Source organism: Nocardia sp. BSTN01 (assembly GCF_015354405.1).
In the GTDB taxonomy this organism is placed as follows: Bacteria; Actinomycetota; Actinomycetes; order Mycobacteriales; family Mycobacteriaceae; genus Nocardia.
In genome coordinates this window covers 32,750-58,112 of record NZ_JADKYP010000001.1, presented here as the reverse complement: position 1 = coordinate 58,112, position 25,363 = coordinate 32,750, and the positions used below count along the sequence as shown (strand labels likewise).

Here is a 25,363-nt window from a genome sequence, read left to right as displayed (position 1 = left end):
GGGGTTCGGAGCCGGCGGCACGCGCCTACAGTGGAGATACTGTTCTCGATTCGAGGAGCGCGCGCATGCCCGCTACCAAGCCGTCGGTCGTCATCGTCGGAGCCGGGTTCGGGGGACTCGGTGTGGCAATCGAGCTGCAGCGCAACGGTTTCGACGACATCACGATTCTGGAGCGGGCGAGCGACCTAGGCGGGGTGTGGCGGGAGAACACCTACCCGGGCGCGGCCTGCGACGTCCCCTCCCCGCTCTACTCCTTCTCCTACGAACCGAAAGCGGATTGGCCGCATCGCTACTCCGGTCAGGCCGAGATCCTGGGCTATCTGCATACGGTGGCGACGAAACACCGGCTGCTCGAGCGGATCCGGTTCGGCGCCGAGGTCACCGAGGCGAGCTTCGACGAACACGGCGGGCAGTGGACGGTCCGCACCGCCGACGGCGACGTCCGATCCGCCGACGTGCTGATCAGCGCGGTCGGGCAGCTGTCGCGCCCGCGGATGCCCGACATCGCGGGTATCGAGACGTTCGCCGGGCCGTCGTTCCATTCCGCGCTGTGGGAACATGACGTCGATCTCGCCGGCAAGCGCGTCGCGGTGATCGGAACCGGCGCCAGCGCAATCCAATTCGTGCCCACCATCGCCCCCGACGTAGCGCGGCTGACGCTGTTCCAGCGGACCGCCGCCTGGGTGGTGCGGCGCACCGATCGCGAGTACCGGCCCATCCATCACGCCCTGTTCGCACACGTCCCCGGCCTGCGGCTGGCCCAGCGCCTGTGGGTGTGGTGCTTCCTGGAGTTCTTCTCCCTGGGCTTGACCTCGGTACCGCCGATCCGGCGCATCGCCACCTGGCTGGGTACCCGCGCCCTTCGCCACGACGTCCCCGATCCGCACTTGCGCGCGAAGCTGACCCCCGACTATCCGGTGTTGTGCAAACGAGTGCTGTTCTCCAACGAGTACTACCCGGCGCTGGTGCGGCCGAATGTGGACGTCGTGACCGAGCCCATCGCCGAGGTGGTGCCCGAGGGCGTCCGCACCGCGGACGGGACCGTGCACCCGGCCGATGTGATCGTCTACGGCACCGGCTTCAAGGGCAGCGAATTCCTCTGGCCGATCCGGATATTCGGGCGCGACGGCGCGGAACTCGAGAAGGTGTGGGCCGAGGGCGCCCGGGCCTATCTCGGGATGACGGTGCCGGGATTCCCCAATCTGTTCCTCATGTACGGACCCAACACCAATCTGGGCACCGGCTCGATCATCTACATGATCGAATGTCAGGCCCGCTACATCCGGCAGGCCGTCGGCTATCTGAGCGAACATCCGGGATCCTGTCTCGAGGTGAAGCCCGAGACCGCGGCCGCCTTCGATACGCACACCCAGCACCGATTGCTGCGCACGCCGTGGACCGCTTGCTCGAGCTGGTATCGCAATGCCGCCGGGCGGATCACCAACAACTGGCCCGGCACCGTCACCTCGTACCGCCTGCGCACCCGGTCGCTGAATCCGGACGACTACATGCTGCGCGCACCGGAACCGGTCCGCACGTGATGACCAGCGCAGGCGGTCCGCGCGAGCCCTTCGCCCCGGCGAGTGCCGTCCCGCGGTCCGCCGGTGCTGGCAGACTTGAGCCGTGACCGCGCCCCTATCCGCCGGCGCCGAGCCGCGAATCGCTCACGGCCCGCTGCGCCCCGTCGAACTCGCCACCGCGGCGGTCCTCGGTGGGGTGACCGTCGGGCTGGTGACCATCGGCTCGGTGGTGCCCTACGCGGCGGCCCTCAATCTGGTCGCCGCGGTGCCGATGGGTCTGCTGGCGCAGCGCTACCGGCTGCGCGCCATCCTGGGTGCGACCGTCGCCGCGACCCTGGTGAGTTTCGTCGCCGCCGGTCTGGTGCCGGCGGCCACCGTGGTCAGCGCGGCGACGATCGGCGGCATCATCGGCACCGTCAAACGGCGGCGGCGCGGACTGATCACCGTGCTGTGCCTGTCGTCGCTGGCCGGATTGATCTGGGCGGCGTTCTCGGTCGGCATGCTCTTCCTGTTCGCCGCCTCGCGCCGGCTCGTCTTCGACAACGTGCGCAATATCGCCCAGGGCATCGATCACATGCTCTCCCGGCAGCAACAGCTGGAATCGCTGGGCAACGGTGTCGTCTCGGTGACCGACAGCGTGCTGGCCTGGTGGTGGCTCTACATCGGCGGCGGCGTGTTCCTCGGCGTGGTCTTCACCGCGGTGTTCTCCTGGTTCGTCCTCGGATCGGTCCTGGATCGGCTGGAGTGGCTGCCGGGGCGGGATCGGCTGGAGGCGCCGGCCGATACGCGGGCGGTCGCGCCGGTGCCGGTGCGGTTGCGCGGCGTGTCCTTCCGTTATCCCGGGGCGCGTGCCGATGCGCTGACCGATATCGACCTCAGCGTCGAGATCGGCGAATTCGTCGCGGTCGTCGGCCACAACGGATCCGGTAAATCCACGCTGACCCGCCTGCTGGCCGGACTTCCGCCCACCGGCGGCACGGTCGAACGTCCCGGTTCGGCGGGGCTCGGCGTGATCGGCGGCACCGCGCTGGTGCTGCAGCGGCCAGAGAGCCAGACACTCGGAGTCCTGGTCGCCGACGACGTGGTGTGGGGCCTGCCCGCCGAGGCCGCGCGGGCCGTCGACGTGGAGGCGCTGCTGTGCGAGGTCGGGCTGAGCGGGCTCGGCGGCGCGGAGACCGCGACCCTGTCCGGCGGCCAGCAACAGCGACTGGCGGTGGCGGCCGCCCTGGCACGTGATCCCGCACTGCTCGTGGCCGACGAGGCCACCTCGATGATCGATCCGGACGGTCGGCGCGAACTGGTCGCGTTGCTGGCCGGATTGCCCGCCCGGCACCGGATGGCCGTCGTCCTGGTCACCCACCACGAGGCCGACGCGGCGGCCGCCGACCGGGTCATCCATCTCTCCGGTGGCCGCCAGGTCGAGCATCTGCCGACCTGGCCGCGCCCGGTACGCAATCTGCGGCGCTGCCCGATCGGCGAACCGCTGCTGGAACTGCGGGATGTGCGCCACACCTACAATCGCGGCACCCCGTGGGCGGCGACCGCGTTGCGCGGGGTGAATCTGACCGTCCACCGCGGCGAGACGCTGCTCGTGGTCGGCGGCAACGGGTCGGGAAAATCCACCCTGGCCTGGATCATGGCCGGACTCGTCGTGCCGACCACCGGCAGTTGCCGGCTGTGCGACTACACCGGATCCCGGCCGGTCCACAAGCGCATCGGCGCGGTCGAGCTGGCCTTCCAGCATTCCCGGCTGCAACTGCAGCGCCAGACCGTCGGCGCCGAGATCGAGGACTGGGGCGGGCACGGCACCGGCTCCGGCGCGGTGGGCCGGGCCCTCGACGCGGTCGGGCTCGACCGGGCGATGGCCTCACGCTCGATCGAGGAACTGTCGGGTGGTCAGGCCAAGCGCGTGGTCCTCGCCGCGATCGTCGCCAGCCGCCCGCAGGTCGTGGTGCTCGACGAACCCCTGGCCGGACTCGATCCGCAGGGCCGCGCGGAAGTGGTGGAACTGCTCGCCCGGCTGCGGGATTCGGGACTGACGCTGATCGTCATCTCACACGACGTGGCCGATATGGAGAGTGTCTGCGACCGCACAGTCCACCTGCAATCCGGCCTGATTCTGGAAACTTTGCCCGCCGTCGCGGCCGCCGCCGACAGTCCGGCGAATACCGCCGGCGCCCCGGCGGCGTCTGCGGGGCCGGCCGAACCGCTGGTAGGTCCGCCCGCCGACGGCGACGGGCGCGGGGACGCCGGGATCGCGGGCACGCGGTCCGAACCCGTTCAGGCGGGGACGGACGGCGCTCGCCCCGAACCCGACCGGGCGCGGGGCCGGAAGCGGCACAGCCGGGGCCGGCACGGCGACGCCCTCGGAGGTGCGCGATGAGTATGGTCCTGCTGCGCGAAGTTCCGGTCGACAGCCCCATCCATCGACTCTGGGCCGGAACCAAGATGATCGTCGCCTTCTTCATCAGCGTGCTGCTGATGTTGCAGCCCACGTGGCCGGTCCTCGGTGTGGTGGTCGCCTTCCTGATCGTGATCGGACTGGCCGCCCGGCTGCCGCTGGGCACACTGCCGCGGCTGCCGTGGTGGTTCTGGGCGCTGATCGCGCTCGGCGGATTGATCACCATCCCCACCGGCGCAAGCGCCGTCCTGCGGTATGTCCAGGTCACCCTGTTCGGGCTGATCCTGCTGACCACCTCGTTCCTGATCGCGTGGACCACCCCGATGAGCGAAATCGCCCCCGCCCTCGCCAAACTCGGTGCGCCGCTGCGCGTTCTGCGGATTCCGGTGGACGAGTGGGCGGTCGTCGTGGCATTGACCCTGCGCGGGCTACCGCTGCTGATGGACGAGATCCGGGTGTTGCGCGCCGCCCGCCGGCTGCGTCCCAAGGACGGTTCCATGGCGCGCGGAGCCGCGAATCCGCTCGTGGACATTCTCACCGCGGCCATGGCCGTCGCCACCCGCCGGGCCGGCGAATTGGGTGAGGCCATCACGGCACGCGGCGGGACGGGCGAATTGACCGCCCATCCGGCCGGACCCCACCGCACCGATTACCTCGCCCTGATCGTCTCGGTGGTCGTATGCGGCGGCGCGGCGGCATTCGGCGTGTTGCTGTAACTCGCCGAAGCAAATAGCCAGCAATCTACAACAGAAGCGGGCAAACATGTTCGCTTTGCGAAAAACCAAGTCAGCGGATCGAATTCGCTCCACTTTGCGACCGAGTGAAGGTACGGTTATTTCCGTGAGTTAGCCGGACCACGGCTCCACGCGCAGGGGTTGAGATACGTCGGGGGTATGGGGTTCTCAGCGCGCGTCGTTTTCGGCTGCCGAATGTCTTCCTGATGGAGATTGGAACCGGAATGTTTCTGCGCAAGTTCGCCGCTGTTGCCCTTCCGGCAGTGGTGGCCGTTGCCCTCGGGGCAGGTACCGTCCATGCCGATACCGGCGCACCCACGGTGCGCTACGAAACCCACCTGACGGGCAACACCGTCGAAACCACCCTCGACGGCGGCTTTTTCCGCGTCGACGCGGACCGCGGCACCGTCGACGTCACCGACGCCGGCGGCGCGACACTCGTCACGCTGCCGCTGTCGTTCCGGCAGGACGGCTTGGAGTACCCCATGGCCCACCAGGTGCGCAACGACGCCCGGGTTCTGGATCTGACCGTGGTGAAGGACGCCGCGGCGGCCCGGCCCGCACCGGTGATGCCGGTGGCGTCGCTGCTGGAGAATCAGAGCGCGATGAACGCGTTCGCAACACAATTCGGAATCGCGACCGCCATCGGCAGCTTCATCGGAACGGCTATCGGCGCGCTGGTCGGGCTGACCGGCATCGTCGCCGGTCCGGGAGTAATCGCCAGCGTGATCGCGGGGGCTGCCGTGGGTGGAATCATCGGCACCATCGTGGTCGGCGGTCCCGCCTTGATCATCGCCGGTGTCGATCTCATCAGCACCCTGGCTGCCCCGGCCGGCACGACCAAGTGGAGTGGCACCGCCACGAACTGAGGTCACTCTCGTCTGCCCATCGCGCGACGACCGCGACCCGCCGGTCGCGGTCGTCGGCTTACCGTTCTGCTGCATCGCCTTTGCCCGCGGCTCCGTCCGCACGCCCATGGCAGCTCCGAAAACCCACGTCGGCCGTCGCGCCCGATCCGCCACAGCGGCTTCTCGCGAACGTTCCACCGGCTCGGTTGGTTTCGTTACTCGTGCTCCGGCACCCACGCCGGATGCCACAGCCGCCCGGATTCGGTCCAGTTCATATACCGCACCGTGCCGGTCATCTTCGGCGTCGCCCAGACGGCATCCTTGCGTTCGTCGGCGGTCAGTTCGTTGGCGAAGGGACTGGTCTTGCGGCGCAGCGGACGCAGCCGCGCGGTCAGGTCCGACATCTCGCGATCGCTGAAGCCGGTGCCCACGCGACCGATGTAGTACAGCTCCCCTTCGTGGCGCACGCCCACCAGCAGGGAGGCGAATTCTCTTGCGGCGCTGCGCCGCCAGCCGCCGATGATCACCTCCTGGGTGCGCCAGTTGCGGGTCTTGATCCACGACTGGCCGCGCTTGCCGGGCAGGTAGACCGAATCCTTGCGTTTGGCGACGACCCCCTCGAGACGATGCTCGCGGCTGTACTCCAGGGCGTCCGCGCCCGAACCGTCCAGACGCGGCGGAACCAGCAGCGAGGGCACGCCCTCGGCCAGCGCCTCCAGCACCTGCCGCCGATCCGCGCAGCGCTTGCGCAGCAGCGAGGTGCCGTCCAGATACAGCACGTCGAACGCGACCAAGTCCGCCAGCGCCGGATCCGCCTGCAGCAGAGCAAGATTCGACGCGCCCTCGGCATCGGACACGACCGCTTCGCCGTCGAGCACGAGCCGATGCCCCCGCAGTTGCCGCCCCAGCTCGGCGATCCGCGGATAGCGGCCGGTGACGGTATTGCCCGCACGGCTGCGGATCACCACGCTGTCGTCATCGATTTCGACGATGACCCGGAAACCGTCCCATTTGGTCTCGAAGACCCAGTCCCCGGCGCCGAGTTTCGCCACATCTCCGGAGGTCGCCAGCATCGGTGACAGCCCGCGCGGAAACTCGGCCCCCGCCCGCGCGGCGGATTCACGGTTCGCGGCACCGGTTTCGGAACCGCCACGCCGACGTTCGGCGGCGCCGTCCGGCAGGGCACCGTGTTGCCCGTCGCTCGAACCGCCCTGTCCCGCATCCTCTTCCGGCTCGGCGGCCTGTGATTTCATCAGGTGCATCAACCACTGCTTGCCATCGGTGCGGATGAAGGCGTAGCGGCCGTTGAGGCGCTCACCGTGAAACTGGACGATCACCTCGTCCGCGCGCCACTTCTCGGTGTCGTAGGTGCCGGTATCCCAGATCGTCATCTGCCCGGCCCCGTATTCGCCACGCGGGATGGTGCCGTGGAAATGCAGATATTCCAGGGGGTGGTCCTCGGTGTGCACGGCCAGCCGGTTCTGCGACGGCGAGGTCGGCGGCCCCTTCGGCACCGCCCACGACACCAGCACCCCGTCGCGTTCGAGCCGCACGTCCCAGTGCAGTCGCCGGGCGTGATGTTCCTGCACCACGAAGCGATCACCCGCCCCGGGGTCGGGCGGGCCGGGCGGAACCGGTTCCGGGGTGCGAGCGGGGTCACGCATGGATCGGTAGGTCTGCAGCGGGTCCGACGCACCGGCACTGCCCACAGGCGGATCCAGGCCCGCCAGCAGATCCCCGTCGGAGCGCCAACGTTCGAGCACCTCGTCGAAACGCAACTGCCGCAGATGGTGTCGATCGGCGATTTCGTCCCAGCTGCGCGGCGCCGCCACCGTCGGCTGCTCGCGCCCGCGCATCGAATAGGGCGCGATGGTGGTCTTCGCCGGATTGTTCTGGCTCCAGTCCAGAAAGATCTTGCCCGGCCGCACGGCCTTCGCCATCGTCGCCGTGACGAGCGTCGGATGCAGCTTCTCCAGCCCGGTCGCCAGCTGTTTGGCGACCGTCGAGGCGCCGCCGGGACTCAATACGCGATCCAGCGGCACATAGATGTGAATACCCTTGCTGCCGCTGGTCACCGGATAGGCGTCGAGACCGGCGTCGCGCACGGTATCGCGAATCCACAACGCCACCGATGCGCAATCGGCCAGTTCCACTCCGGGCCCGGGATCGAGGTCGAAGACGATGCGGGTGGCCGGGCCGCGCGAGCCGTCGACGAAACGCCATTGCGGGACATGGATTTCCAACGACGCCTGTTGTCCGAGCCAGGCCAGACCGGCCACCGAATCGATGACCGGATAGTTCACCCGGCGATCGGAATGTTCCATCGGCCGCCGCTCGATCCATTTCGGTGCGTGCGCGGCCAGATTCTTCTCGAAGAACGAGGATTCGCCCACCCCGTTGGGCCAGCGCTTACGCGTCACCGGACGATCGGCGATATGCGGCAGCAGAGCCGGTGCGATGGCGGTGTAGTAGTCGATCACCTCCCCCTTGGTGGTGCCCGTCGCCGGGTACAGCACCTTGTCGAGGTTGGTCAGACCGACCTCGATGCCCCCGAACTCGCGGCGCGCCGCCATAGTCGCAGTGTAAAGCGAAAACGGGCACCGCCGGAGGAGTGAACCTCCGGCCGGTACCCGTCGTCGATCGGCGAGTGAGCCCGGGCGAACCGGGCATCCCGCCTCGCCCTCAGCCCTCCGGCGGTTGCGGCGCCTGCGGCGGCGTGGCGGGCGGAGTCTGCGGGGGCGCGGCGGGCGGCTCGGGCGCCGGCGGCGGGGTCTTGCCGCCCTGCTGGGTGATGTTCTTCTTGATGGCCTCGGTGCCCTTGTCGATGTGATCGGAGTACTTGCCCCCGGTCTTCTCGTTGACGAAGCCACCGGCCTTGTCGACCGCTCCGTACACCTTGTCCGCGTTCTGCGAGGCCGCGTCGCGGCCCTTACCCACCAGACCCTTGAGCGTATCCATCAAACTCATGAAGCCCACTCCTTCACTCGTCGACTGCGTTGCTAGCGCACATCCTCCCACCAGGAGACCTGCGGCGATACCGCATCGGTATCGATCCGCCCGCCGGGAAGCGGCACCACCACCCGGGTACCCGCTGCACGCGCCGCCGCAACAAGTCTGCGGACCGGTTCCGACCAGCCGTGGAAGGCCAGGTTGAACGTGGCCCAGTGAATCGGCACCAACATGCCGTATTCGGCGTCGCCGACGCACACGTCGGCGTGGGCGCGCACCGCCTCCTCGGGATTCATGTGCACATCCGGCCAGTGCACGTCGTAGGCGCCGATGGGCAGCAGGGTCAGGTCGAACGGCCCGTAGGTGGCGCCGATTTCGGCGAACGCCTTCGTGTATCCGGTGTCGCCGCCGAAATATGCTCGTCGACGCGGACCCGCGAAGACCCACGACGCCCACAGCGTGGTGTTGCGGGTGAAGCCGCGCCCGGAGAAGTGCCGCGCCTCGGTGCAGGTGACGGTGAGCTCACCGCGCCCCGGGCGGGCGATGGATGTGGAGGTGTTCCAATCCAATTCGATGATGCGCTCCTCCGGCACCTGCCATTTGCGCAGATGGGCGCCGATGCCGATCGGCACCACGAACGGTGCGTCCTGACCGGCCACCAGCGCGCGCACGGTCTCACGGTCCAGATGGTCGTAGTGATCGTGCGAGATCACCACCGCGTCCAGCGCGGGCAGCGACGACAGCGGCGCGGGCACCGGATGCAGCCGGGCCGGGCCGACCAGTGGCGACGGCGAGACCCGCTCGCTCCACACCGGATCGGTGAGGATGCGGTAGCCGTCGACCTCGATCAGCGCGGTGGCGTGGCCGAACCAGGTCACCGCCAGCTCGGCCGCCTGCTCGGGATGTTCGGCGCTCGCCAGCGGGATTTCCGCCGGTGGCCGCCCCACATCGCGACGGGTCAGTGCCGACAGCAGCAGCGACGCGCCCGAGCCGGGCGTGATCTGGCTGCTGGGTTCGGTGTTGTGGAACTGCCGGTCGCGGTAGCTCGCCGACCGCGTCGCCAGCGGTGCGATGGCGGCGGCGGACGCCCCCATCTCCACGGGAATCCGCCACGCCGCCCGGGCCACCCAGCGCAAACCGACCAGCCCGGCCGCGGCCAGCGCCGCTCGGCGGGCGGCCGCGACGATCTCGGTGCCGGCCATCAGCGGCCCACGAACTTCGCCGCGCGCTTCTGTTCCCGCGCCAGCCGCGCCTCCTCGGCGTCGGCGCTGCGCCAGGCGGCCTCGAGGGCGGCGCGCTGCTCGGGAGTGTCCTCGCCGCGGGTGCCGTCGTCGTTGAACACCAGCTTGAGGTGACGCAGGGAGAGCGGGGCGAGTTGCGCGATCGACTTCGCCCATTCCTGCGCGTCGGCCAGGGTGCCGAGGCGGTTGGCGAAGCCGAAAGTGTATGCGTCGGAGGCGGATACGCTCTCGGCCCCCATCAGTACGGTCCGCGCCGGGCCGCCGCCGATCAGCGAGACCAGCCGGCGCACCGTCCAGCGATCCACGGAGATGCCCAGCTTGGCGGCCGGAATGGCGATATAGGAATCCGGGCCCATCACCCGCAGGTCAGAGGCCAGCGCCAGCTGCACACCGGCACCGAGCGCGCCACCGTTGATGGCGGAGATCACCGGCACCGGGACCGTTTCGATGGTGTGCAACAGACCGAGCAGTCCGTCGAGGAAATCCGACGAGTAGACGCCGGACAGATCGGCGCCGGCACTGAAAATCGGACCCTGACCGGTCAGCACGATCACCCGCGCGTCGGCCGCCGCGGACGTGACGGCCTCGCGCAACGCTGCCACCAACTCGTCGTTGAGGGCGTTGCGGCGCTGCGGGCGCTGCAATTCGATGGTGACCACGTCACCATCCCGGCTCACTGCGAGCATCTGACCTCTCCCCATTCGCGCGGTTTCTCTTCCGGGGGCGCACCTCACCGCACCCGCCGGTCGGTATCGACTCCACTGTATGCGCCGGACAGTTGCCGCAACGCACCCGACGCGTACTGTGACGGCGGTGACCGCACCCGATTTCGAGATTGTGGTGATCGGCGCCGGCCAGGCCGGACTGTCGGTCGGCTATCACCTGCGGCGGCTCGGATTGACCCCCGGAGTCGATTTCGTCATCGTCGACCACTCGCCCGGCCCCGGTGGCGCATGGCAATTCCGCTGGCCTTCACTGACTTTGAGCACGGTGAATCGCGTGCACGACCTGCCGGGGATGTCGTTCACCGAAACCCTGCCGGCCGGTTCGGATTCCGTCCCCGCCGCCACCGCGGTGCCGCATTATTTCGAGCTGTACGAAAAGCGGTTCGACCTGCAGGTTCGCCGGCCGGTGTCGGTCCGGGTGGTGTGCGATCGGGCAACCACCGCAACATGTCCGGGGACGTCGGTGGACGGGCTGTTGCACGTCGAAACCGCGGCCGGTGAAAACCGCTCGGCTGCAGGAGTTTCCGTCGTTCCGCCGCCCGTTACCGGCGACGATGGCCTGCCCTCGACGGCTCGCGAGGCCGGCACGGCAGCGGAGCCGGACGGATCGACGCCTCGCGATGCTTTCACCGATCCGGGCTCACCCGACGAGCCGTCCGCGGCCGCCGATTCGCGGCGATCGACGGATGCAGCGACCGGATTACCCGGTGCCACCGGCGAGACGCTCCGCGCGCGCGGCGTGATCAATGCGACCGGCACCTGGGAAAAGCCGTTCATTCCGTACTATCCGGGCGCGGAAACCTTCGCCGGGCGGCAGTTGCACGCCCACGACTACCGCAGCGCGGCGGAGTTCGCCGGTAAGCACGTCGTGGTGGTCGGCGCGGGGATCTCGGCGGTTCAGCTGCTCGATGAGATTTCCCAGGTCACGAGCACGACGTGGGTGTCGCGGACGGAGCCGCGCTGGCGCGAGGGTCCGTTCGGGCCCGACGAGGGCCGCCGGGCGGTCGCGATGGTCGAGGACCGCGTGCGACGGGGTCTGCCGCCGCGATCGGTGGTGTCGGTGACCGGACTGCCGGTCGACGACCGGATTCGCGCCGCCCGGGCGCGCGGCGCGCTGACCTGGCATCCGATGTTCGCCCGCATCGAACCGGAGGGCGTGCGGTGGGCCGACGGCAGCTTCCGGGCCGCCGATGTGCTCCTCTGGGCCACCGGTTTCCGCAGCGCGCTCGACCACCTGGCACCGCTGCGACTGCGCGGGCCCGGCGGCGGCATCACGATGACGGGGCAGCTCGCGACTCGGGTGGCGGCCGACCCGCGTATCCACCTGATCGGATACGGACCGTCGGCAAGCACCATCGGCGCCAACCGAGCGGGACGCGCCGCAGCGGTGGAGCTCACGCGTTACCTGGGGCTGCCCTGAGTGGTTCGGTCCGCCACCCGCTGGGAAACGGGTGCGCCGCCTCAGTCGAGGCCCATCGCGAACGTGTCGGGATCCGGGCCGACGCGGCTGCCGGTGTCGAGCGCGTTGAGGGTGGTCATCTGCTCGGCGTCGAGTTCGAAGGTGAACACGTCGAAGTTCTCGCGAATGCGCTCCGGATTCACCGACTTCGGAATGACGATATTGCCCAGCTGCAGGTGCCACCGGATCAGAACCTGCGCGGGCGTGCGGCCGACCTGTTCGGCGACCGCGCCCACCGTCGGATCCTTAAGTTCCGCGCCCTGGCCGAGCGGACTCCACGCCTCGGTGGCGATGCCGTGCTCGGCGTGGAACGCGCGCAGCGTGTTCTGCGCGAGCGCGGGATGCAGCTCCACCTGGTTCACCGCCGGCACCTCACCGGTCTCACCGATCAGTCGCCGTAGGTGTTCCGGCTGGAAATTGGAGACACCGATCGAGCCGATGCGGCCCTGAGTCTTCAGCGACTGGAACGCGCGGAACGTGTCCACATAGCGATCCGCGCTCGCGACCGGCCAGTGGATCAGATACAGATCGAGATACTCGAACCCCAGCCGCTCCATGCTCGCCTCGAACGCGCGCAGAGTCGAGTCGTACCCCTGGTCGGCATTCCACAGCTTCGTGGTGAGGAAGACCTCGTCGCGCGCCAGCCCCGATTCGGCGATCGCCCGCCCCACCTCGGCCTCGTTCCCGTAGGCCGCCGCGGTGTCGATGCTGCGGTACCCCGCCTCCAGCGCGGCGGTGACCGTGTCGAAGGTCTGTCCCTCCGGCACCTGGAAGACCCCGAAGCCCAGCCTCGGAATCAGATGGCCGTCGTTGAGAATCACCGACGGTACTGTGCTGCTCTCGCTGCGAAAGGTCACCGTTCCGACCGTAGAAGCGGTTTGCCGAGCCGTCAACGACGCGCACCTGCGTGTTCGGATCGCACGAGGTCGACCGGCCGAACCCCGAACGTCAGCGCTCGGTTGCCCGGCCGAGATCGAGGTCTATGTCGAAAGGGACACGCAAGTGCAGCCGATCATGATGGATGCCGGTGAGCGCGTACTGCTTGGTAGCCGGGTCCAGTTCGTAAACGTAGGCCACGGCGCGGTCGTCGGCGTTCTCGATCCGCCAGAAATGCGGAATTCCCGCTTCGGCATAGAGAAGTGGCTTGCGCTTGCGGTCGCGTTCCTCGGAATCGGGCGAGACCACCTCGACGGTGAGAACTACGTCGTCCGGAGCGAAGGTCGTGGTCGCCAAGTCGGCGACGGCTTCGGCAGAGACCACCATGATGTCGGGTTCGGGGCGTTGCCGGCTCCCGAGCGTCACCGTCATTTCCCGGCACACCTCCAGGTTGCCGGGAGCCTGGTCACCGAGCGTTCGAGCCAGATAATTGATGACGCGCATATGAAACATCATCTGCGGGCTCACGAAGACGAGGCTCCCGTCGATCAGCTCGGTATGTGGGGGAAGGTCGGGCAGTCGTTCGAGATCGTCGGCGGTGTATCCCTCCGGTGGCGGCACGGGCCATCGCGGGCGTGCGCGATCGTCGCTCGGCATCGGATCGGCTGTCATCGAGTCCTCGCTCCGCATTGGTGACCGACTGATGTGACTCGACCAGTATCGCATGTGACCAGGCAACCTCCTGTGGCTCGGCTTCGGTCCGCACGGCCGGACACGGGACCGCAAGTTCAGCCGGGAACGCCCAGCCGACGGTAGCGGCGGTGGCGAAGGGCGCGCAGCTCGGCTGTCGGCCGTGTTCGCAAGCCCCCGAGTTCCCCGGCGATGGCGGCGACCATGCGGCGGGAGAAGTCGATCGGTTCGTGGGCAGCGTCGGGTCGCTCGGCGACGATGCGGTCGACGACACCGTCGGCGAGCAGGTCGGCCGCGACGACTCGTTGGGCGGCGGCGAGTTCCGGCGCGTGGTCGGTATCCCGGAAGACGATGGCGCTGGCGCCTTCCGGTGGTAAGGGAGCCAGCCAGCCGTGGGTCGCGGCGAGGACCCGGTCGGCGGGAAGGAGCGCCAGTGCGCCGCCGCCGGTGCCCTGCCCCAGCAGAACCGAGACGGTCGGCGTATCCAGCGTGACCAGATCGGCCAGGCAACGGGCTATTTCCGGGGCCAGGCCGCGTTCCTCGGCCTCCTGCGACAATGCCGCCCCCGCGGTATCGATGACCATGACCAGCGGGATACGAAGTTCGGCGGCCAGGTGCATACTGCGGCGCGCCTCGCGCAATGCCGCCGGCCCCATGGTGTTCTCACCGGTCTGGCCGGCCCGGTCGTGGCCGAAGATCACGCACGGCTCGCCACGCAGGCGGGCCAGGGCGTGGACGACGGTGCGGTCGGATTCCCCCTGCCCCGTACCGCTCAACGGCACCCGATCGGTCGCCTGCCGCAACAGCTCCCGAATGCCAGGGCGCCGGGGATCCCGGGAGATCAACACCGACTCCCACGCCGGTGTATCGGCTCCCTCAGCGCCCGGCGAGCCCACTCGACCCACACCCGGCGCACCCGCTCGGTCGGCCTGCGCGGATGTAGCGAGGGGTCGCGAATTCGCCTGGCCCGCAATGGGAATCGCGACGTTCAACACGCGGTGTGCGATCCGGCGGAAGAACCGGACCGGCACCACCCCGTCGATGACCCCGTTGCGGTACAGGTTCTCCGCGGTCTGCACGCCCTCGGGGAACGGCCGGTCGTAGAGGGCCTCGTACACCCGCGGCCCCAGGAATCCGATCAACGCTCCGGGTTCGGCGAAGGTCATATGCCCCAGCGAACCCCAGGACGCGAACACCCCGCCCATCGTTGGATTGCGCAGATACACCAGATAGGGATGGCCGGCCGACTTGTGTGCGGCCACCGCGCCCGCGATCTTCACCATCTGCACGAAGGCCACCGTGCCCTCCTGCATGCGGGTTCCGCCGGAGGTGGGCGAGGCGAGCAGGGGCAGACCCAGTGCGGTGGCGCGTTCGACGGCGGTGACGATCCGCTCGGCGGCCGCCACGCCGATCGATCCGGCGAGAAAGCCGAATTCACACGCGATCACCGCGACGTGCCGCCCGCGCAACCGTCCCTCACCGGTCAGCACCGATTCGTCGGTGCCGCTGCGCTCGGCCGCGGCGGTCAGTTCCGCGCGATACGCCGGCGCAGTGGTCACCTCGATCGGTTCTCGATCCCAGCTGCGATACGAACCGGGATCGAGCACACCGTCGAAAAACTCACGCGCCGAGATCTTCACGCCCCGAGCGTAACCGCGCCGGACCGGGCGATCGGCGGTCGTGGTGGCACCGCGCGCCGACGCGGCCGCGTCGTGCGGCCGGTCGCCGGCGTATCAGTAACCCTGAACCACTTTGCGCAGCGCGTACTCGGTGACCGAGACCAGCGCCTGCTTCACCGGCTCACGGCGGCGCGCGTCGATCGACATGATCGGCACGTCCGCCGGGACGGCCAGCGCCTGGCGGATGTCCTCCAGGGGGTACCGCGGTGCGTCGTCGAACTCGTTGATGGCCACCAGGAACGGCAGTCCACGAGCCTCGAAGTAGTCGACGGCGGCGAAGGAATCCTCGAGCCGTCTGGTGTCGATCAGCACTACCGCCCCGATGGCGCCGCGAATCAGGTCGTCCCACATGAACCAGAAGCGGTACTGGCCGGGTGTGCCGAACAGATAAAGCACCAAATCGTCGGCGAGGCTGATCCTGCCGAAGTCCATGGCCACCGTGGTGGTGGCCTTCGTCGGCACGGCGGCCAGGCTGTCGACGCCCACACTGGCGTTGGTCACCAAAGCCTCGGTGCGCAGCGGAACAATCTCCGATACAGCACCGACCAAGGTCGTCTTACCCACACCGAAGCCACCGGCCACCACGATCTTCGCGGAGGTCGGCTTGGCGTTGCGGGTATCGACCTGGGCCGTCGAATCAAATACGCCGGAGTCCACTGAGAACCCTTTCGATCAGCTCGCGACGTTCATCGTCGCTCGAATCGTCTTTCAAAGTCGCCGAAACTCGAACATGTCCCGCCTCGATGAGGTCGGCGACGAGCACTCGAGCCACCCCGATCGGAATACCCAGTCGGGCAGCAAGTTCCGCAACAGATGGCGATTCTCTGCACAACTCCACGATTGACGTCTCGATGTTGGTCAGTTCGAACTGCCGCTCTAGGGCGACCGGATGCGATGCGACGAGCGCCTCCAATGCCAACTCCACCGTCGGCCGCGTACGACCGGCGGTCAGCGAGTACGGACGGACGAGGCTGGGCTCGGCGCTCCCCACGTGCTGGTTGTCTATGTCCATCCCACCATCAGGAACCCATCGTGACGCGAGGTGTGGCCTGGACTGTCTGGCCCACCCGCTCGACCAGCAGGGCCATCTCGTAGCCCACCTGGCCGATATCGCAGGACGTGTTCGTCAGCACGGCCAGATAGGACCCGTCACCGACTGCCATGAGCAGTAGGTAACCGTGTTCCATCTCGACCACGGACTGCAGTACCGTGCCGCCTTCGAACAGGTTCGAAACGCCGACAGAGAGGCTGGCCAAACCTGCGGTCACGGCGGACAGCTGTTCGGCACGGTCGACGGGCAATTGAGCGCTCGCGGCCATCAACAGGCCGTCCGCCGAAACCAGCACGGCATGAGCGACGCCCGGAACCTCGTTGGCGAAGTTCGAAACCAGCCAATCCAGCTGACGGTTCGTACCACCTAGATCGGGGTTCATCGGTCTCCTTTATCTCCGGTTAGGTTCATTGCTCCCATTGCGCGGCCATCCCGGACGCCCTGCTGGTGACGACTCAGACTTGACCTGATCGACTCTGGGTCGCGGCTCGGCGTCCGATCGGCCCGCCCGGTGACGCCACCGGGTACCAGCCGATTACCGGGATCGCGCTGCGGCAATCCGGCCGCCGTCCGCTTCTCCGACGAGGTTTCCACTGCCCGCCGGGCAGCCTGCCAGCCTTCGTCACCTGGGGATTCGAAGGAGGCGGCGACTTGGGACCGGTCCGGGTTGGGGTCCGCGAGCCACGCCGACATCATCTCGGCGAAGATCGGACTCCCCCCTTCCGACGGGCCGGCGTCGGCTGCGGGCTGCAGCCGGGTCTGGAAGAACGAGGCCGTCTTCTGCGGGTTCGACCGGTAGCTGTGACGGCCGCGTTCCCGACCCTCACCGGATTCCGCATTCGCGTCCGCGGCGGAGCTGTCCCGCTGCGGCGCATGACGTCCGGGCAGGCTCAGCCCCGGGGTGGGTTCCGGCCGCGGCGGCAGACCGGCGCCCGGTTGCCGCTGCGGCAGACCGCCGGTGGACGGGGCACGCTGCGGCAGACCGTCATTCGACTCTCGTTGCGGCAGACCACTTCCGGCGTCGCGCTGTGGCAGTCCGCCGATGCCCTCACGCTGCGGAAGTCCGCCACCGGCACCGCGCTGCGGCAGACCGCTGCCCGAATCCCGTTGCGGCAGGCCGTTACCGGCGTCCCGCTGCGGCAGGCCGTTACCGGTGTCCCGCTGCGGCAGACCACTGCCGCCATCGCGCTGCAGACCGGTGGGCGCACCCTCGCGCGACGGCGCGCCGTTGGAACCCGGGGTCCGCTGCGGGAGGCCGCCTCCGGCGCCGCGCTGCGGCAGGTCGCCGTTGGACGGTTCCCGTTGCGGCAGGCCACCGTTCGCGGATTCCCGCTGCGGGAGGCCACCCTCGCGCGCCGGGGCGCCGTTCGTGCCGGGAGTCCGCTGCGGCAGGCCGTTGGCGCCGAGTTCGCGGGCCGGCAGGCTCGCCGCGGGGCGGTCCTCACCGGCGGGCGCACGCGGCGGCAGGCCGGAGCCACCGCGCTGCGGCAGACCGCCTTCGCGCGGCGGCAGGCTCGAGCCCGAATCACGCTGCGGCAGACCGCCTTCGCGCTGCGACAGGCCGTTACCGCCGGCCGGCGGCCGCTGCGGCAGTCCCGTCGGACGGCCCGGCCGCGGCGGCTGACCCGCCGCACCCGGCTGACGCTTGAGCATATTGGCCGCCAGACCCGAGGTGGGCTGCGCCGTAGCGGAGCCGCCGCGCTGGGGCAGATTCGCGTTCGGCTGCGCCTTGGGCGCCTGCGGTCCGTTGGCACCCGGCTCACGCTGCGGCAAGCCCGTGCCGGGCTCGGCATCGGCGAGCGGATGACGCGCGGTCGGCCCGTTGGCGCCCGGCTGCCGCTGCGGCAGGCCGCCCGGAACCGCACCGCCCGGCTGGCGCTGCGGAAGTCCGCCCGCGGCCGAACCGTTCGCCGCCGCGGCGGCACCGTTGGTGCGCACCGTACGGTCGTCGCCGGCATCCGCGGCCGGCGTGATCGGAATCGGCCCGCTCACGCCCGGATCCACGGTGACCATCATGTTGCCGCTCGGGGTCCGGGTGACGCCGCGCATCTGCATCGACGACGCCGCGGACGGCCGCTGGGGCGGCACCGACACCTGCTCACCGGACTGATCCGGCAGCGAGACCACTCCACCCGACGGCGCCACGATGATCGCCTTGGGCACGTGCACGGTGACGGTGACGCCCGGGTCGCGGGCGGTGTCGAAGGTCGGGCGCAGGCGCACGTTGAGGCCGTGCCGCTCGGCCAGCCGGCCGACGACGAACAGACCCATGTGGCGCGCGGTGTCCGCGCCGACCTCGGCGGTCGTTTCCAGGCGCCGGTTGATCGATGCCATCTCCGCGGGCGGCATACCGATACCGCGGTCGGCGACCTCGATCAGCAGACCCTGATCGTGGGCCTGGGCGAAGGTGAACTTGACGTCGGTCTCCGGCGGCGAGGCGCGCAGCGCGTTGTCGAGCAGCTCGGCGAACAGGTGCGCCAGGTCGGAGGCGGCCGGTTCGGTGATGGCGCCGCGCGGGGTGGCGCCCAGCTTCACGCGCTCGTAGTCCTCGACCTCGGAGATGGCGGCACGCAGCACGTCCGCGATCTCGACCGGCGCGGACTTGCTGCGCCGCTGCCGGGTACCGGCCAGAATCAGCAGGTTGTCGCCGTTTCGGCGCATACGGGCGGCGAGGTGGTCGAGCCGGAAGAGGTTCTCCAGCAGGCGCGGGTCCTTCTCGTCGTACTCCATCGCCTCGATCAGCGAGAGCTGATGGTCGACCAGCGACTTCGACCGGCGCGCCAGGGTCTCGAACATATCGTTGACCTGGGTACGCATGGAGGCCTGGTCGGCCGCCAAGCGCAGGGCCTGACCGTGGATGTCGTCGACCGCGCGAGCGAGCTGGCCGACCTCTTCCTCGGTGTGCACCGGCATCGGCTCGAGCGGCACATCCTCGGGGCTGGCGCCGTCACGCAGGCGCGAGACCTCGTAACCGAGGTCGTGCTCGGCGACGCGCAGCGCGGCCAGGCGCAGCTTGCGCAGCGGCACGATCATGGCCCGCGCCACCAGCACGGCGAAGATCAGCGCGGCCAGAATCGTCAGGACGACGATGACCGCGTACTGAATAGCGCCGGCCCGGGCGTTACCGGCCAGGTCGTTCACTCGCGACGTGATGTCCTGGGTCGAGGAACCGACGATCTTGGTGTAGCCGTTCAGGCTGTCGACCAGCGACTGCTTGATATCCATCAGCGGCAGCTGACCGACGTCGACGTTCGGCCCGCTGGTCATGGTGATCCGGTTCTGCAGCAAGCCGTTCAGCTCGGCGATCGTCGGATCGTTCTCGGGCAGACGCTTGGCCAGCAGGTCCAGCATGTACTTCTCGGTGTTGCCGGCGACCTGGAAGTCGTGCAGACCGCCCTTGGCGTCACCGGTCAGGGTCTTGGCCGAGGCCGCGATCTCCTGGACCATCACCGCGCGGGTGTTCAGCGAGTCGACCAGGCGCAGCTTCGCCGCGTCGACGCCGGGGTCGGAGATGGTGGAGACGATCTCCTCGACCGTGCGGACGCTGTTCTGGCGGATCGCCTCTTCCTGGGCGATCGCGTCGGCGAGGACCGGCGAGGGTTTGGTGCCCTGGTCGCGCACCGTCTGGGCGCCCTTGATCATCTGCTCGATCGCATCGCGCGCACCCGGAACGCCGTCCAGCTTGGCCGTGGCCTTCTGCGCGGTCTGGATGGCACCGTCCAGTCGTGTCAGGTCCGCGTCCTGAACCAGTGACTGGGTCGGGCTGATCGCGGCCATCTGGCCACCGGCGACCGTGGCCGCGGCACCACTCAGGCCGGTGACGGCCGGAATCGCCTCGACGTGCTCGACCGCCTGATCCAGGTGGCTCGAGTCACTGAACTCGGACGCGATCCTGGAAGCACCGAGTACCACCGCGACGAGCAGCGGCACGGCCAGCACGGCCGTAACCTTCCAGCGCAGGTCCCAGTTGCCGAGCGCCCAGCGCTTCCCAACGGGCCTAGCGGCGTCACGCATCTCCAACTCACTTTCCAAACTGGCCCCAGCCACGCGCCATCGGCGAGCCTCCACGATCGCACGCGCGGCTCGATAAGCAGAACGGGCCGGGAACTGCGGCTGGCCGAGAAATTGCGTCCATGACGGCCGAAATAGGTGACATGCGATTCTAACGGATCAATAACTTCTTGTGTGACCTCTTGGCAACCACCAGCCGTTGACCTGGCTGTTCCAGCCAAAATCAAAGGTCGCGGCGCCCGCCCGGACGTCGCGTGAAGTCTGCCACAATCAGGCTGATCTATCGAGGCGGGCATCGATGCGAGGCAGGGAGTCATACGGTTGAACGCGAAGCAGGAGTACCGGCCCACCTACCAGACCAGCCTGGTCGACCCGTCGGACTTCTGGCGTAGCGCGTCCGAGGCGATCAGCTGGGACGTTGCGCCCGAACAGATTCTCGATACCACGGCACGACCGACGGCTCGGTGGTTTCCCGATGCTCGCCTCAACACCTCCTACAACGCCCTCGATCGGCATGTGCGCGATCTCACAGCGGAACCCGCCTCGACGAACGACGATACCGATACCGCCGCCGAAACGGGTATTTCCGAAAAAACGGGCGGTCGCGCGAACCAGCCCGCCTTAATATATGACTCCGCTATGACGGGCGCCACAGTCGTCTACACCTACGCCGAATTGCTGGCCGAGGTCGCCCGGTTCGCCGGTGCCATGCTGCGGCTCGGGGTGCGTACCGGCGACCGCGTGGTGATCTACATGCCGATGATCCCCGAGGCCGTGATCGCGATGCTGGCCTGCGCGCGGATCGGCGCGGTGCATTCGGTGGTCTTCGGCGGATTCGCCGCCCACGAACTGGCCGCCCGCATCGACGACGCCGAACCCGTCCTGATCGTCACCGCCTCCGGCGGCCTGGAACCGAACAAGCGCCTCGAGTACCCGCCGATCGTGCTGCAGGCACTCGACCAGGTGCACACCACCGCGCCGCGCAATGTGGTCGTGAAGCAGCGCGAGGGGTTTCCGACCATCCGGTTCGCCGCCCCGCAGCCGGCCACCGACACCCTGCCGGATTCCACCGCCACCATCGCCGCCCGCTGGCTGGATTGGGAGGACATGGTCCGCGACGCCGAACCGGCCGACCCGGTGCCGGTGGCCGCGACCGATCCGCTCTACATCCTCTACACCTCGGGCACGACCGGAAACCCCAAGGGCGTGGTGCGCGACAACGGCGGCCACGCGGTGGCGCTGGCCTGGTCGATGCGCAACATCTACGACGTCTCCCCCGGTCAGGTGATGCTGACCACCTCCGATATCGGCTGGGTGGTCGGCCATTCCTATATCGTCTACGCCCCGCTGCTGGTCGGCGCGACGACCGTACTGTTCGAGGGCAAACCGATCGGTACGCCCGACTCCGGCACCTACTGGCGGCTGGTCGAGCAGTACGGGGTGCACGTAATGTTCACCGCCCCCACCGCGTTGCGCGCGATCCGCCGCGCCGATCCCGATGCCGCGCTGGCCCGCCGCCACGATCTGTCCTCGCTGCGCGCGCTGTTCTGCGCCGGCGAACGGCTCGACCCGGCCACCTACGAGTGGACCCGGGAGACGGTGCTGGCCGACCTGCCCGACTGCCCGGTGGTCGACCACTGGTGGCAGACCGAAACCGGCTGGCCGGTGTGCGCCAACCCGCTCGGCCTGCAGCAACTGCCGATCAAACCCGGCTCGGCCTCGGTTCCGGTACCCGGCTACCGGCTGCGCGTCCTCGACTACGAAGGCGATGCGGTGGCCACCGGCGCCGAGGGCAATATCGTGATCGGCCTCCCGCTCCCGCCCGGCTCGCTGACGGGCCTGTGGCGCGACGACGAACGCTTCGGCCGCTCCTATCTCTCGACCTACCCCGGCCACTATCTGACCGGCGACTCCGGCTATTTCGACGAGGACGGGTATCTGTACGTCCTCGGCCGCAGCGACGATGTGATCAATATGGCCGGCCATCGGCTCTCGGCCGGCGGCATCGAGGCCGCGATCTCGGGACATTCGGCGGTCGCGGAAACCGCGGTGATCGGAGTGCCCGACGAACTGAAGGGGCAGCTGCCGATCGCCTACGTGGTGCTCAAGGACGGCGTCGACATCGAACTGGCGCAGCTGCGCGCCGAGATCATCGCCCGTGTGCGCGAGCAGATCGGCGCGATCGCGACCCTGCACGACGTGACGGTGGTCCGGGCATTGCCGAAGACCCGATCCGGAAAGATCCTGCGCCGCACCATCCGCCAGATCGCCTCGGGCGAGACCTGGGAGATGCCGGCGACCATCGAGGATCCCGCGGTGCTCATCGCGCTGGAGGACCAACTGCTCGCCGGGACCGATCCGACCGCCGACCCGGCCGCGGAGCACACGGCCGACCCGGCGGCGAGTACGAACGGCTCGAGTATCGGTTCCTGATCGGGGCATTCGAGTGTCGGGCGCGCGCCCGGTCCGGGCCCGGTTCAGAGTCTTCTCAGAATCGGTTCACGCACGCCCCAGACTCCGGCGATACCGTGCCGGACACGTACGTGCCGACGCACAGGGAGAGAGAATCATGCGCATTCGCGGATTTGCCGCAACCATCCTCACCGCCGCGGGCCTGGCCGCCGGGGCCGCCCTGCTGGTCCCCGCCACCGCATCGGCGGGTCCGACCGAACTGGTTGCGCCGCTGCTGAATTCGACCTGCAGCTTCGCTCAGGTCGACGCCGCCCTGCACGACAAGGCGCCGCAGCTGGCCTCGATCCTGGACAACAACCCGGACCAGAAGGCCGAGCTGAAGGCCAAATTCGATCAGCCGGTGGAACAGCGCCGCGCCGAATTCCAGCAGTATCTGGCCCAGCATCCGGACGAGGCGCAGCGCGCCCAGCAGGACCCGCGGGCCGCCGGGCTGAGCCAGACGATTCAGGAAGTCGCCGATTCCTGCCACAACTACTGATCCGGGCGCCGGATCGGCAACTCGCGCGGGCCTCGGGCCACCCCCGGGGCCGCGCGGTCAAATTACACTGCACACCGTGGCGAGCAGCGAGAATCCGACGGTGCTGGTGGTCGACGACGACGAGGATGTGCTGTCCTCGGTGGAACGCGGCTTGCGACTGTCCGGATTCCGGGTGGTCATCGCCCGCGACGGCGCCGCGGCCCTGCGCAGCGTGGCCGAACAGTCGCCCGACGCCATCGTGCTCGATATGAACATGCCGGTGCTCGACGGCGCCGGCGTGGTGACCGCGCTGCGTGCGATGGGGAACGAGGTGCCGATCTGTGTGCTCTCGGCGCGCAGTTCGGTCGGCGACCGGATCGCCGGACTGGAATCCGGGGCGGACGACTATCTGGTGAAACCGTTCGTCCTCGCCGAATTGGTAGCGCGGATCCGGGCGCTGCTGCGCCGCCGCACCGATACCGCCCCCGCCGCGGCGCCGGGCTCGATCACCCTGGGCCCCTTGGAAATCGATGTGGCCGGCTACCGCGCCCTGCTGCACGGTAACGAAATCGAGCTCACCAAAAGAGAATTCGAACTGCTGTCCACACTGGCCCGCAATGCCGGGGTGGTATTGAGCCGGGAACGACTGCTGGAGCTGGTGTGGGGGTACGACTTCGCCGCGGACACCAATGTGGTGGACGTCTTCGTCGGCTATCTACGTCGCAAACTGGAGGCCGACGGCACTCCCCGGCTGCTGCACACCATCCGCGGCGTCGGCTTCGTGCTGCGGATGCCGAAATGACCGGTGCGCCCGCCGAAACGACCTGTGCCGGTGCGGGATGACCGCACCGGGACGGCGGCGCTTCGGGCTGCGACACTCCTATTCGCTGCGCACCAGGGTCGCCGGGGCGGCGGCATTGGGCGCGATCATCATCACCGCGGTGTTGAGCTGGGTGTCGGTGGTGGCACTGGGCCGTAACAATCTCGCCCAGGCCGATCAGGAACTGAACATCGCCTCGCGCATCGTGCTGATGCAGCCGCTCATCGCGGTCGGGGTGCTGTCGCTGGTGACCCCGAACAAGGATATGGCGGTGACGGTCCGCGACCACGGTGAGATCATCGCCTCCACCAGCGTGCGCCTCCCGGCCGAGGACCCGGGTTCACATACGGTCACGCTGGACGGCACGCCGTTCCGGGTGCTGACCACGACCGAGAATCAGCCCGAGGGACGGACCGTATCGATCGCGATCCCGCTGACCGACGCCTATCACACCATGTCCGAGCAGCGGCGCTGGGTGCTGTTCGCGGCCGGGCTGGCGGTGGCGGCGGCGGCGGGGCTGGGCTGGGTGTTCGGTGGTGGCGCGGTGCGCCCGATCCGCGATCTCACCCGGCAGGTGAGTGCGCGCAGCGGCACCAGCACCGCCGAGGTCCGGGTGGACGGATCCGGCGTCTGGGAGGCCGAAAAGCTCTCCGAGGCAGTCAATTCGCTGCTGGAGCGAGTGCAGTTCGCCCAGGCCGAAACCGCGGCGGCACTCGAGACGGCCCGCGATTTCGCCGCCGTCTCGGCGCACGAACTGCGCACTCCGCTCACCGCGATGCGCACCGACCTCGAGGTGCTGCGCACCCTGGACCTCGACGAACAGCAGCGCGCGGAGATACTCGGCGATCTGCAGCGCAGTCAGGGCCGGGTGGAGGCCACGCTCGCGGCACTGGAACGGCTCGCCGCCGGCGAGCTGACCGACGAACGCGACCACGTCGAAACCGATGTCGGCGATCTCGTCGACCACGCCGCCCACGATGCGATGCGCCACTTCCCGCAACTCACCGTCCGCATCGACACCGATCGCGAACTGATCACCCGTGGCCTGCCGACGGGACTGCGGCTGGCGATCGACAACGCGCTCACCAATTCCGCCCGCCACGGCGGCGCCACCCAGGCCCTGGTGTCGGCGCATCGCCGTCCCGACGGATGGATCGTGATCTCGGTCGACGACAACGGCGCGGGCATCCCGGCCGAGGAACGGCGGACCGTCTTCGACCGCTTCATCCGCGGCGCCAACGCCACCAAGGGCGGCTCCGGACTGGGCCTGGCCCTGGTCGCGCAGCAGGCCCAATTGCACGGTGGCCGAGCCTATTTCGACGACGGCACCCTGGGCGGAGTGCGCCTGGTGCTGGAATTGCCGGACCGTCCGATGTCCGCACCGCCACCGCCGGACATCTGATTCGTCCGAGTTCCCTCACAGAACCCTC

At 68.9% G+C, this 25,363-nt stretch carries 20 protein-coding genes; 9 read left to right on the top strand and 11 right to left on the bottom strand.

What is annotated here, in order from left to right; translation table 11 throughout:
* Positions 1-65: 65 nt before the first annotated feature.
* The 4 genes from IRT45_RS00260 to IRT45_RS00245 all read left to right on the top strand — a co-directional run bounded on the left by IRT45_RS00260 (position 66) and on the right by IRT45_RS00245 (position 5,524).
* Positions 66-1,541 carry an NAD(P)/FAD-dependent oxidoreductase gene (locus tag IRT45_RS00260; protein WP_194803874.1) on the top strand — a complete coding sequence of 492 codons (1,476 nt, stop codon included), beginning with the start codon at positions 66-68 and terminating at the stop codon, positions 1,539-1,541.
* A gap of 82 nt (positions 1,542-1,623) precedes the next feature.
* Positions 1,624-3,903 (top strand): ABC transporter ATP-binding protein, encoded by a 2,280-nt coding sequence (locus IRT45_RS00255; RefSeq protein ID WP_194803873.1) that lies wholly within the window; start codon positions 1,624-1,626, stop codon positions 3,901-3,903.
* Positions 3,900-4,637, top strand: coding sequence for an energy-coupling factor transporter transmembrane protein EcfT (locus IRT45_RS00250; RefSeq protein ID WP_194803872.1), 738 nt, complete (start codon positions 3,900-3,902; stop codon positions 4,635-4,637). The genes IRT45_RS00255 and IRT45_RS00250 overlap by 4 nt, the downstream gene beginning before the upstream one ends.
* 224 nt (positions 4,638-4,861) lie before the next feature.
* On the top strand, positions 4,862-5,524 hold the full coding sequence (locus tag IRT45_RS00245; RefSeq protein ID WP_228533209.1) for an ammonium transporter: 663 nt from the start codon (positions 4,862-4,864) through the stop codon (positions 5,522-5,524).
* A gap of 194 nt (positions 5,525-5,718) precedes the next feature.
* Here IRT45_RS00245 and IRT45_RS00240 read toward each other — a convergent pair whose 3' ends face one another.
* The 4 genes from IRT45_RS00240 to IRT45_RS00225 form a co-directional block, all read right to left on the bottom strand.
* Positions 5,719-8,076 (bottom strand): ATP-dependent DNA ligase, encoded by a 2,358-nt coding sequence (locus IRT45_RS00240; RefSeq protein WP_194803871.1) that lies wholly within the window; start codon positions 8,074-8,076, stop codon positions 5,719-5,721.
* Positions 8,077-8,185: 109 nt separating this feature from the next.
* Positions 8,186-8,470, bottom strand: coding sequence for an antitoxin (locus IRT45_RS00235; protein ID WP_194803870.1), 285 nt, complete (start codon positions 8,468-8,470; stop codon positions 8,186-8,188).
* Positions 8,471-8,502: 32 nt separating this feature from the next.
* Positions 8,503-9,654 (bottom strand): MBL fold metallo-hydrolase, encoded by a 1,152-nt coding sequence (locus tag IRT45_RS00230; protein ID WP_194803869.1) that lies wholly within the window; start codon positions 9,652-9,654, stop codon positions 8,503-8,505.
* On the bottom strand, positions 9,654-10,379 hold the full coding sequence (locus IRT45_RS00225) for an enoyl-CoA hydratase (protein WP_194803868.1): 726 nt from the start codon (positions 10,377-10,379) through the stop codon (positions 9,654-9,656). Before IRT45_RS00225 ends, IRT45_RS00230 begins: the two co-directional genes overlap by 1 nt.
* A gap of 127 nt (positions 10,380-10,506) precedes the next feature.
* On the opposite strand from IRT45_RS00225, the gene IRT45_RS36565 reads away from it, so the two are divergent.
* Entirely contained in the window at positions 10,507-11,838 is a 1,332-nt protein-coding gene (locus tag IRT45_RS36565) for an NAD(P)-binding domain-containing protein (protein ID WP_375540045.1), read from the top strand.
* A 41-nt stretch (positions 11,839-11,879) separates the two neighbouring features.
* Here the strand turns inward: IRT45_RS36565 and IRT45_RS00210 are convergent, their stop codons facing one another.
* The 7 genes from IRT45_RS00210 to IRT45_RS00180 form a co-directional block, all read right to left on the bottom strand.
* The gene (locus IRT45_RS00210) at positions 11,880-12,734 is read right to left on the bottom strand and encodes an aldo/keto reductase (protein ID WP_194803867.1); all 855 of its coding nucleotides are present in this window, start codon (positions 12,732-12,734) and stop codon (positions 11,880-11,882) included.
* Between the two features lie 91 nt (positions 12,735-12,825).
* Positions 12,826-13,425, bottom strand: a complete 600-nt coding sequence (locus tag IRT45_RS00205) for a Uma2 family endonuclease (RefSeq protein ID WP_194803866.1) — start codon at positions 13,423-13,425, stop codon at positions 12,826-12,828.
* Positions 13,426-13,541: 116 nt separating this feature from the next.
* Positions 13,542-15,083, bottom strand: a complete 1,542-nt coding sequence (locus tag IRT45_RS00200; RefSeq protein WP_194803865.1) for a carboxyl transferase domain-containing protein — start codon at positions 15,081-15,083, stop codon at positions 13,542-13,544.
* Positions 15,084-15,176: 93 nt separating this feature from the next.
* A complete protein-coding gene (locus IRT45_RS00195) occupies positions 15,177-15,779 on the bottom strand; it encodes an ATP/GTP-binding protein (protein WP_174372252.1) in 603 nt (200 codons plus the stop codon).
* Entirely contained in the window at positions 15,760-16,134 is a 375-nt protein-coding gene (locus IRT45_RS00190) for a DUF742 domain-containing protein (protein WP_025347064.1), read from the bottom strand. Before IRT45_RS00190 ends, IRT45_RS00195 begins: the two co-directional genes overlap by 20 nt.
* 7 nt (positions 16,135-16,141) lie before the next feature.
* Entirely contained in the window at positions 16,142-16,555 is a 414-nt protein-coding gene (locus IRT45_RS00185; protein ID WP_011207200.1) for a roadblock/LC7 domain-containing protein, read from the bottom strand.
* Positions 16,552-20,187, bottom strand: a complete 3,636-nt coding sequence (locus tag IRT45_RS00180; RefSeq protein ID WP_194803864.1) for an ATP-binding protein — start codon at positions 20,185-20,187, stop codon at positions 16,552-16,554. The genes IRT45_RS00185 and IRT45_RS00180 overlap by 4 nt, the downstream gene beginning before the upstream one ends.
* A gap of 318 nt (positions 20,188-20,505) precedes the next feature.
* On the opposite strand from IRT45_RS00180, the gene IRT45_RS00175 reads away from it, so the two are divergent.
* The 4 genes from IRT45_RS00175 to IRT45_RS00160 all read left to right on the top strand — a co-directional run bounded on the left by IRT45_RS00175 (position 20,506) and on the right by IRT45_RS00160 (position 25,335).
* A complete protein-coding gene (locus tag IRT45_RS00175) occupies positions 20,506-22,617 on the top strand; it encodes an AMP-binding protein (protein WP_194803863.1) in 2,112 nt (703 codons plus the stop codon).
* Positions 22,618-22,753: 136 nt separating this feature from the next.
* Positions 22,754-23,134, top strand: a complete 381-nt coding sequence (locus IRT45_RS00170; protein ID WP_194803862.1) for a hemophore-related protein — start codon at positions 22,754-22,756, stop codon at positions 23,132-23,134.
* A 76-nt stretch (positions 23,135-23,210) separates the two neighbouring features.
* Positions 23,211-23,915 (top strand): response regulator transcription factor, encoded by a 705-nt coding sequence (locus tag IRT45_RS00165; protein WP_375540044.1) that lies wholly within the window; start codon positions 23,211-23,213, stop codon positions 23,913-23,915.
* Positions 23,916-23,952: 37 nt separating this feature from the next.
* Positions 23,953-25,335 (top strand): sensor histidine kinase KdpD, encoded by a 1,383-nt coding sequence (locus tag IRT45_RS00160; protein WP_194803861.1) that lies wholly within the window; start codon positions 23,953-23,955, stop codon positions 25,333-25,335.
* Positions 25,336-25,363: the final 28 nt, after the last annotated feature.

Coding starts and splice junctions, on each gene's coding strand:
- IRT45_RS00160 (WP_194803861.1), top strand. CDS start 23,953: ATGACCGCACCGGGACGGCGGCGCTTCGGGCTGCGACACTCCTATTCG.
- IRT45_RS00180 (WP_194803864.1), bottom strand. CDS start 20,187: ATGCGTGACGCCGCTAGGCCCGTTGGGAAGCGCTGGGCGCTCGGCAAC.
- IRT45_RS00250 (WP_194803872.1), top strand. CDS start 3,900: ATGAGTATGGTCCTGCTGCGCGAAGTTCCGGTCGACAGCCCCATCCAT.
- IRT45_RS00185 (WP_011207200.1), bottom strand. CDS start 16,555: ATGAACCCCGATCTAGGTGGTACGAACCGTCAGCTGGATTGGCTGGTT.
- IRT45_RS00190 (WP_025347064.1), bottom strand. CDS start 16,134: ATGGACATAGACAACCAGCACGTGGGGAGCGCCGAGCCCAGCCTCGTC.
- IRT45_RS00205 (WP_194803866.1), bottom strand. CDS start 13,425: ATGACAGCCGATCCGATGCCGAGCGACGATCGCGCACGCCCGCGATGG.
- IRT45_RS00170 (WP_194803862.1), top strand. CDS start 22,754: ATGCGCATTCGCGGATTTGCCGCAACCATCCTCACCGCCGCGGGCCTG.
- IRT45_RS00240 (WP_194803871.1), bottom strand. CDS start 8,076: ATGGCGGCGCGCCGCGAGTTCGGGGGCATCGAGGTCGGTCTGACCAAC.
- IRT45_RS00225 (WP_194803868.1), bottom strand. CDS start 10,379: ATGCTCGCAGTGAGCCGGGATGGTGACGTGGTCACCATCGAATTGCAG.
- IRT45_RS00230 (WP_194803869.1), bottom strand. CDS start 9,654: ATGGCCGGCACCGAGATCGTCGCGGCCGCCCGCCGAGCGGCGCTGGCC.
- IRT45_RS00245 (WP_228533209.1), top strand. CDS start 4,862: ATGGAGATTGGAACCGGAATGTTTCTGCGCAAGTTCGCCGCTGTTGCC.
- IRT45_RS00260 (WP_194803874.1), top strand. CDS start 66: ATGCCCGCTACCAAGCCGTCGGTCGTCATCGTCGGAGCCGGGTTCGGG.
- IRT45_RS00235 (WP_194803870.1), bottom strand. CDS start 8,470: ATGAGTTTGATGGATACGCTCAAGGGTCTGGTGGGTAAGGGCCGCGAC.